Consider the following 3,309-nt stretch of genomic DNA (forward strand, 5'->3'; position numbering starts at 1 on the left):
GACCGGAGCGTGCAGCCACGCGGTGAAGAACGCCGTCAGGTCCTGGCCGCTGACGGTGCCGGCCAGGGCCTCGAAGTCGGCCACCGACCCGTTGCCGTACCTCCGCTCGGAGACCCAGGTCCGCAGCAGCGTCCAGAACGCCGGGTCGCCGATCCGGTGCCGCAGCGCCTGGACCGCCATCGCCCCGCGGGTGTAGACGGCCGAGTCGAACAGCCGCGCCGGGCCCGGGTCGTCGATCGGGAGCGTCCAGAACGTCGAGGACGGCGGGTAGCTGTCGTAGCCGTCGGTCAGCCAGGTCTGCAGCGAGCGGCCCGCCCCGGCCTCGAGCACGTAGTAGGTGCTGAGGTACTGGGCGAACCCCTCGTTGAGCCAGATGTCGCGCCAGGCCGCCACCGAGACCGAGTCGCCGAACCACTGGTGGGCGAGCTCGTGCGCCAGCAGCCCGGTGTCCATCGCAGCGGGCGCCGGGTAGGTGGGACGCGTCTGGTTCTCCAGGGCGAACCCCACCGGGAGGCCCGTCGCGAGCCCGCCCATCGCGGAGAACGGGTAGGGACCGAGCACCGACGAGAAGGTGGTGACGATCGAGCAGGTGCGGTCCGCGAGCACCTGGGCGGCCGGGCTCGTGGAGCCCCGGGCGGGTCGCCTGGAGACCGCGAAGACGTCCGGTACGCCGAGACAGGTGGTCGTGTGCACGTCGAAGGAGCCTGCGGCGAAGAAGGCGAGGTAGGTCGCCATCGGCTCGACCGCCCGCCAGTGCGTGGTGGCCAGTCGGTGTCGCTTCCGCTTGGAGACCAGGACGCCGTTGGCCACGACCTGCTTGTGGCGCGGCACCGTGATCCGGATGTCGAAGCCGGCCTTGTCCCTCGGGTGGTCGTTGGCCGGGAACCACCAGGCCGCCATGTGGGGCTCGTTCATCGCGACCACCTCGTCCCGGTCGGCCAGCCAGTTGTGCTCGCCCGCGGACCCGATGCTGCCCGGCGTGCCGGCGTACTCGACGGAGACCCGGAACCGGCTCCCGCTCGCGAGCGGAGCGGCAGGGGTGATCCGCAGCTCGTGGTCGCCGACCTGACGGAACCGCGCGCGCCGGCCGTCGACCTTCACCGAGCGGACCGGGAGCAGGAAGTCGAGGTCGAAGCGCGACAGGTCCTGGGTGGCCCGCACCTGGAGCCTCGTCCGCCCGCGCAGCTCACCCGAGCCGAAGACGTAGGTGTCGCGGATGTCGTAGTGCAGCACGTCGATGCCGCCGTTGCCGTCGCGCGGGAAGTAGGGGTCACCGATGCCCGGTGCTCCCGGCGTCGGCGCTCGCGGCGTGGGTGCCGTCACGGCCTGCGCCGGCCCCGCGCCCAGCGCCACCAGGACGGCGAGCGCCAGGGGCAGGCGGCGGGCTCTCACGCAGGAAAACTACGGCACCTTCGGTAATTCGGTTGCCGTCCCCGAGAACCGCCCGCCACCATGGGCGCTACGCCGGGACCGGCCCGGTGCTCCACGAGAGGAGGCGCGACGTGTCCATGACTGTCATCGGCCTGTCCGCAGACCGTCCCTCTCTCACCGCATGGAGCACCTCCACCGATGCCTCACGACTTCTCGCAGTACCCCTCGTTCCCTGACGAGTTCACCTCCGACAGCTACCGCTGGGTCCCGCCCGCCGACGACCTGAGCGACGTCGACTCGCGGTTCGTCCTCGACTTCCAGGCCTACGACGAGCTCGAGGACGGGCAGCGCTGGTCCACCTGGCTCAGCGTCGAGCCGCTCAGCCGCGGTCCCGAGCCCCGGCCGGACTGGGTGGTGACCTCGCAGGGCGCCATCGACACCGAGCTCGGGGTCCTCAAGACCGGCAAGGAGGCCGACGTCCACCTCGTCGAGCGGGCCGACCCGTTGGAGCCCGAGTCGGGCGTGGTCATGGCCGCCAAGCGCTACCGGTCCTCCGAACACCGCACCTTCCACCGCGCCGCGTCCTACACCGAGGGCCGTTCGATGAAGCGCTCGCGTGACCAGCGCGCTCTCAAGCGCAAGAGCACCTTCGGCCGTCTGGTGGCCGCCTCGGAGTGGGCGGTGTCCGAGTGGGGTGCGCTCGTGCGTCTCTGGAACCTCGGCCTGCCGGTCCCCTACCCCGTGCAGATCGACGAGACCGAGATCCTGATGGAGTGGATCACCGTCGTCGACGACGACGACGCGCTGCAGACCGCCCCCCGGCTGGCCCAGACCCGGCCGTCACCGGAGCTGCTGGCGTCGTACTACCAGCAGCTCACCGACGTCCTGGCCACGATGGTGCAGAACGGCGTCGTGCACGGCGACCTCTCGGCCTACAACATCCTGGCCGCCGGCGACCGCCTGGTGATCATCGACCTGCCGCAGATCGTCGACCTGGTCGGCAACCTGAACGGGCTGGACTTCCTGCAGCGCGACTGTGCGAACATTTGCGCGTGGTTCCGCGCTCGCGGCCTCGACGCCGACGAGCATGTGCTGTTCGGCGAGCTGATGGCGCACGCGTTCTGATCTCACTGGGACTAGCGTCGCCGCCGTGGAACGCAGCCGCGGCCGGGTCGTGCAGGTCGAGTCACTCGAGGAGTTCGACCGCCGGATGGCGGCCGGGACCACCCGGCTCTCCGGTTGGCGACTACGCGATGTCGACCTGTCGGCGCGGTCCGGTGAGCTGGCGCGGGTGCGGGTGGCCGGCGCGACGTTCCTGGGCTGCACCTTCGCGCCCGGGGACGAGCAGCGGGTCGCGCGGGCCGGGGCGCTGGTGCTGCCGGCGCTGGCGGTCGCACCGGTCGACGTCTACCGCTCGCGGCTCTACACCCCCGACGAGCTCTACGACGCCGAGCCGTACGCCACCTCGCTCGACATGCGCGCCTACGCCTGGTCCCAGACAGCCGGCGGCGCCGACGACACGCTGGCCCGGTCGCTGCACGACCACGCGATCGACGAGGCGCTGTCGGCATGGCTGGTCACCGCGCAGGGGCGCAGGCACCTCGTCGGGGTGATGGGCGGCCACGACACCCGGCGTGGCGACGAGGTGTACGCAGCCGCCGCCCGGCTCGGCCACGCACTCGGGGCTCGCCACGTCGTGGCCACCGGCGGCGGGCCCGGCGCGATGGAGGCGGCCAACCTCGGCTGCTTGCTGGCCGGTGCGACCGAGTCGGCCCTGTTCGACGCGGTCGCCCAGCTGACCGAGGTGCCGTCGTTCCGTCCCTCGGTGGACGACTGGCTGCGTCCCGCGATGGCGGTGCGGTCCGGCGTCGACGACCCCCGCGACTCGCTGAGCATCCCGACCTGGCACTACGGCCACGAGCCGTCCAACGTGTTCGC

General features: G+C 71.9%; 3 protein-coding genes. 2 read left to right on the forward strand and 1 reads right to left on the reverse strand.

Features of this window, described 5'->3' with window-relative positions:
• The coding region (locus VFV89_RS04555; protein WP_329704720.1) for a M1 family metallopeptidase at nt 1-1,392 on the reverse strand (1,392 nt) is incomplete at its 3' end.
• Between the two features lie 177 nt (nt 1,393-1,569).
• Between VFV89_RS04555 and VFV89_RS04560 the strand changes: the two genes are divergently transcribed.
• Both VFV89_RS04560 and VFV89_RS04565 read left to right on the forward strand, forming a co-directional pair.
• On the forward strand, nt 1,570-2,496 hold the full coding sequence (locus VFV89_RS04560; protein ID WP_329704721.1) for a serine protein kinase RIO: 927 nt from the start codon (nt 1,570-1,572) through the stop codon (nt 2,494-2,496).
• 25 nt (nt 2,497-2,521) lie between these two features.
• Nucleotides 2,522-3,309: Rossmann fold nucleotide-binding protein (locus tag VFV89_RS04565; RefSeq protein WP_329704722.1), on the forward strand; the 788-nt coding region annotated here is incomplete at its 3' end.

This window comes from Nocardioides sp. (assembly GCF_036274455.1).
Classification (GTDB): Bacteria; Actinomycetota; Actinomycetes; order Propionibacteriales; family Nocardioidaceae; genus Nocardioides.

Bases quoted from the DNA above. Each gene is read 5' to 3' on its own strand.
- VFV89_RS04560 (WP_329704721.1), top strand. From the start codon at position 1,570: ATGCCTCACGACTTCTCGCAGTACCCCTCGTTCCCTGACGAGTTCACC.